The 4486-nt window shown below is 60.9% G+C and carries 6 protein-coding genes; 1 reads left to right on the forward strand and 5 read right to left on the reverse strand.

Features of this window, described 5'->3' with window-relative positions:
- Positions 1 to 83: 83 nt before the first annotated feature.
- Together NW844_RS12195 and NW844_RS12200 are read right to left on the reverse strand one after the other, a co-directional pair.
- Complete coding sequence (locus tag NW844_RS12195) at positions 84 to 590, reverse strand: hypothetical protein (protein WP_414336002.1); 507 nt, start codon at positions 588 to 590, stop codon at positions 84 to 86.
- Between the two features lie 63 nt (positions 591 to 653).
- A complete protein-coding gene (locus tag NW844_RS12200) occupies positions 654 to 1475 on the reverse strand; it encodes an ion transporter (protein WP_414336003.1) in 822 nt (273 codons plus the stop codon).
- A gap of 140 nt (positions 1476 to 1615) precedes the next feature.
- Here NW844_RS12200 and NW844_RS12205 point away from each other — a divergent pair, with 140 nt between their 5' ends.
- Positions 1616 to 2209: a Maf family protein gene (locus tag NW844_RS12205; RefSeq protein WP_414336004.1), complete on the forward strand. Its 594-nt coding sequence runs from the start codon at positions 1616 to 1618 to the stop codon at positions 2207 to 2209.
- Here the strand turns inward: NW844_RS12205 and gatB are convergent.
- The 3 genes from gatB to NW844_RS12220 are packed head-to-tail and all read right to left on the reverse strand — an operon-like array spanning position 2206 to position 4208.
- On the reverse strand, positions 2206 to 3678 hold the full coding sequence (gatB, locus tag NW844_RS12210; RefSeq protein ID WP_414336005.1) for an Asp-tRNA(Asn)/Glu-tRNA(Gln) amidotransferase subunit GatB: 1473 nt from the start codon (positions 3676 to 3678) through the stop codon (positions 2206 to 2208). The two genes, NW844_RS12205 and gatB, sit on opposite strands and share 4 nt — an antisense overlap.
- A gap of 57 nt (positions 3679 to 3735) precedes the next feature.
- Positions 3736 to 4020: an acylphosphatase gene (locus NW844_RS12215; RefSeq protein WP_414336007.1), complete on the reverse strand. Its 285-nt coding sequence runs from the start codon at positions 4018 to 4020 to the stop codon at positions 3736 to 3738.
- Positions 4017 to 4208 (reverse strand): hypothetical protein, encoded by a 192-nt coding sequence (locus NW844_RS12220; RefSeq protein WP_414336008.1) that lies wholly within the window; start codon positions 4206 to 4208, stop codon positions 4017 to 4019. Before NW844_RS12220 ends, NW844_RS12215 begins: the two co-directional genes overlap by 4 nt.
- Between the last annotated feature and the right edge of the window lie 278 nt (positions 4209 to 4486).

Here is a 4486-nt window from a genome sequence, read left to right on the forward strand (position 1 = left end):
GCAGAAGTGCCGCAAGAATCCTCTTAACTCTTGCCTAATGCCTCTGAGCACCTGGATCCTATCGGCAGCCTTCCCCAATTGGACTAACGGCGGGTGCGGGATCGAGTCAGCCTTCGGATGGCTTTCGCCGCGCGATAGGTGGCCCAGATCAGGTGAACGAACAGGGCCAGCACCACCATCGCCACTGCCGCCGCCCCAACGTTGCCCAGCCAGCCCCACTCCTCTAGCCCCGTCAGGGCCACCAAGGCCCAAGAGGCAGGGTGCAGCATTCCCCCCAAAAGGAGAATCTGGGAAAACAGGTGCCCGGCTGTGAAGCGGGATCCCAGCGTCACCAGGGCCAGCCCGCCGCCGATGTTGATCAGCCCCATATTGCCCAAAAAGGCGTAGCAGATGTGCCAGGCGTACTTTTGTTTGGGCACCTCTTGCCAGGAAAGGGGCTCGGCAGGGATCCCTGGCAAATCTTGCGGAGCGGGCAGCAGCGGCTGAACCTGGCCGAGGATCCAGCCGAGAGCAATGGCGGCGACCAGCATCGCCACTCCCGCCTTCACATTTAACTTGCCGGGGATGGTTAGCTCAGGGTGGGCCCACATCGCCGATCCTCCGCCCAATCTGTCCTAGCCTATCCTGTCTTTGCCCCCCATTGGCCAACGGCCTCAATCCGTGGGATAGAGCGGCGTGCCACAGCGCTTACAAAACTGGGCATCCTCATCGTGCTGGGAGAGGCCACAGCCTGGGCAGGCCCACTGCACCGAGGTGCTGCTTTTCACCAGTTGCTTGATCAGCTCTCCCACCTGCCAAGGGATCAGGGCAACACCGGTCAAGATCATCAGCACCGTCAACAGCCGGCCCAGCTCAGAGGTGGGGGTGAGATCCCCAAACCCCACCGTGGTCATGGTGACAACAGAAAAGTAGAAAGCATCCAAAAAGGTGGCAAAAGCGCCGGGATTGACCGGATGTTCCACCTGGTAGATGAGGCCAGAGTAGACAAAGACAATCGCAAAGAGAGTAAAAAGGATGCGCAACAAGATGCGGGTGTCAGCGGAGATTACCTGACCAAATAGGGTCTTGCCCTCCACCAGGCGCAGCAGCCGCAAGATGCGGAACCAGCGCAAGAGGCGGATAAAGCGAATATCCGTCAGCCCGGCAAAAAAAGGCAAAATCGCCAGCAAGTCAATCAGCGAATAGAGACTAAAGAGGTAGCGCAGCTTTTGCGGAGCCGCTGCCCAGCGCAGCAGATACTCCACCACAAACAGGCCGAGGATGAGGCGATCCAACCGCTCCAGCCCAAGGCGCACCTGGGGAGAAATGGGGTAGGTCTGTACCACAAAAAAGGCAGACGAACAAAGAACCAACCCCGCCACCAGCCAGTTCACCCAGCGGCTTTCAGGAGTGTCTTGATCCCCCCAATACCGCTGGAGGAGGCCAGCAGGGACAAGCTCGGCTTGAGGGGGGGCCTGGGAGGGTAGGGTGGTCACAAACGGGATCCAGCTGGGAGAGATCGAGAGAGTTTCCTTTCAGCGCCTATTGGGCGTACCTTGACTAGGGTAATGGAAACTGGTAAGTGGAGCGAACTTCGCTCCTGCAAACGTCTAGGCTTGAGTTGAGTATTGAATCGATGTTGCCTCCCATTGTCCTGGCTTCGCAATCTCCTGCCCGCCGCCAATTGTTAGAAGCTGCCCGGATCCCTTTTCGCGTTCAACCCAGCTATTTTGACGAAAGCCAAATCCAAAGCTCGGATCCGGTGGAGCTGGTGCAGAAGCTGGCCTCGGCCAAAGCCGAAGTGGTGGCGGCCCAACAACGGCAGCCCGTCTTGGTTATCGGGGCCGACTCGGTGCTCTACCTAGGTGGCGAGATCCTGGGCAAGCCGGCCAATGCTCTGGAAGCGGAACGGCGCCTGCGGCAAATGCGGGGCGAAGTGGGAGAGCTCTACACGGGCCATGCCTTGATTGATACGAGGCAGAGCCGCCGCCTCGTCCACTATGCGGTCACACGGGTGTTTTTTGCCAAGCCCAGCGACGAGGAGATCCGCGCCTACGTGGCCACCGGCGAGCCGCTCAATTGTGCTGGCTGCTTTGCCATCGACGGTCGGGGCAGCCTGTTCGTGGAGCGGATCGAGGGGTGTCCTGGCAACGTCATTGGGCTGAGTTTGCCCCTGCTGCGGCGCATGATCCAGGAGCTGGGCTATTCCCTCACCGAGGCCTGGAGTTAGCCGTCCAGGTGCTGCCGGAGCAGCTCGTTGGCCAACTTGGGATCCGCCCGCCCCTCGGTTTTTTTCATCAATTGCCCGACAAAGTAGCCGAAGAGCTTGGTTTTGCCCCCCCGATACTGCTCAAGTTGCTCGGGGTTTTCCGCCAGCACCTCGGCGATCATCTGCTCCAAGAGGCTGCCATCGGAGATTTGGGTCAGGCCCTTGGCCTCCACCAGGGCGCGGGCCGAACCGCCTTTTTCCAGCAGCTCCGGCAGGATCTCCTTGGCAATTTTGCTGGAAATGACGCCCTGCTCGATGAGGCCGATTAGCTCGGCCAGGGTTTCCGGCTTCAGGGCGATGTCCGGGTAGTCCAGCTTGTGGGTGTTGAGGTAGCTGGCGATGTCGCTCATCATCCAGTTGGCGGCTGCCTTCGGGTCGGCGCCAGCGGCAACCACGGCCTCAAAGTACTCGGCGGTGTTGCGTTCGTCGCTGAGGTAGCGGGAGTCGTACACCGAAAGTCCGTACACCTCTTGGTAGCGCCGCCGCTTCACGCCGGGCAATTCCGGCAGCTCCGCCTGCCAGCGGGCTTTTTGCGCTTCGGTGACGCGGATGGGCGGCAGATCCGGCTCGGGGAAATAGCGGTAGTCGCTGGATCCTTCTTTCTTGCGCATGCTGATGGTGCGCTGGCTGTTTTCTTCCCAGAGGCGGGTTTCCTGCACGATGGGCTCGCCTGCTTCCACGGCTTTGACTTGGCGGTTGAACTCGTACTCGATGGCCCGCTGGATGGCGTTGAAGGAGTTCATGTTTTTGATTTCCACCTTCGTGCCGAAGGTCTGGCTCCCCAGCGGGCGCACCGAGATGTTGACGTCGCAGCGCAGGGATCCCTCCTGCAGGTTGCCGTCGCACAGCCCGGCGTAGCGCAGGATGCGGCGCAGCTCCTGCACATACTCGGCTGCTTCTTCCCCGGTGCGGATATCCGGCTCGCTGACGATCTCGATGAGGGGAACTCCCGCCCGGTTGAAATCCACCAGGGAATAGCTGGATCCTGAGAGCCGATCGCTGCCAGCGTGCACCAATTTGCCCGCGTCTTCTTCCATGTGCAGACGGGTGATGCCGATGCGCTTGCTGCGGCCATCGCTGAGCTGGATCTCGACCCAGCCCTGGGTGGCAATGGGCAGGTCGTACTGGGAAATTTGGTAGTTTTTGGGCAGGTCGGGGTAGAAGTACTGCTTGCGGTCGAACTTGCTGTAGGGGGCGATGGTGCAATTGAGGGCCAAGCCGGCCTTGACCGCGTATTCCAGCACCTTCTCGTTGAGTACCGGCAGCGTGCCGGGCAGGCCCATGCAGATGGGATCAATTTGGGTGTTGGGGGGAGCGCCAAAGGCCGTCGCGCTGCTGGAGAAGATCTTGGAGCGGGTGCTGAGCTGGCAGTGCACCTCCAACCCAATCACAGCTTCGTATTCCACTTTGGCAGGGGCAGCAACCGTCATGGCTTCGGAAAGAGAATGCTGTTTCCCCATTCTAGTGGGATGTCGCCGGTTTCCCTCTCAAACGGTGGGACGGATCTCGAAGGTGGAGAGGCCCTTGGGCAGCTCGCAACGCTGTTCAACGGCCTCCACCTGCGAGCCGGGGCTGCCTTGCTGGCACCAGCGCAGCATTGCCTCCACCGCCGCCGGGGATCCCTCAAAAACGGCCTCCACGCGCCCATCCCGCAAGTTGCGCACCCAGCCGCCAACACCGGCGTTGCGGGCCATCGCTTCGGTGTAGGCGCGAAACCCCACCCCCTGCACTCGCCCGCGTACCCAAACGTGAACGCGAACCCTGTCGCTCATGTTGATGCCGATCCCTCTGAGGTACTGCCAGGTTCTGGGGCCGAGGTCGGCTCGGCTGGCTGGGCGGCAGCCTTCTCCGCCTGCTGCTCCAGGCGCTGCCAAAGAAAGTTAATGAGGGCAACCAGCGTCAGGATCCCCAACGAGATCCCGCCGGCGTACCCAATGGCTTGCCACAGCACAGAGGACATGAGCTTAACCTCACGAATGCCGGTGCGGAGGAACCCAACCTTTCTGCACCTTAGCAGAGGTCTTGGCCGACCAGGCGACCTATGGGCACGTTTGACAAACCCTCTGGAAAACCGTTCCGGCACAGAGATTTGACGGCAGGGGCAAAAGACTGGGTTGGCCTAATTTCCCAGGGATGCGTAAACTACCCGGCTCCGACCGCTAAGCGGTACGGAGCGGGCTTCTGGTAGCCCTGCAGTTGGCAAGCCAACCACGGGCCTCTAGGCCGGTTTACAGCGAC

This window comes from Synechococcus sp. H55.2 (assembly GCF_047462495.1).
Taxonomy (GTDB): Bacteria; Cyanobacteriota; Cyanobacteriia; order Thermostichales; family Thermostichaceae; genus Thermostichus.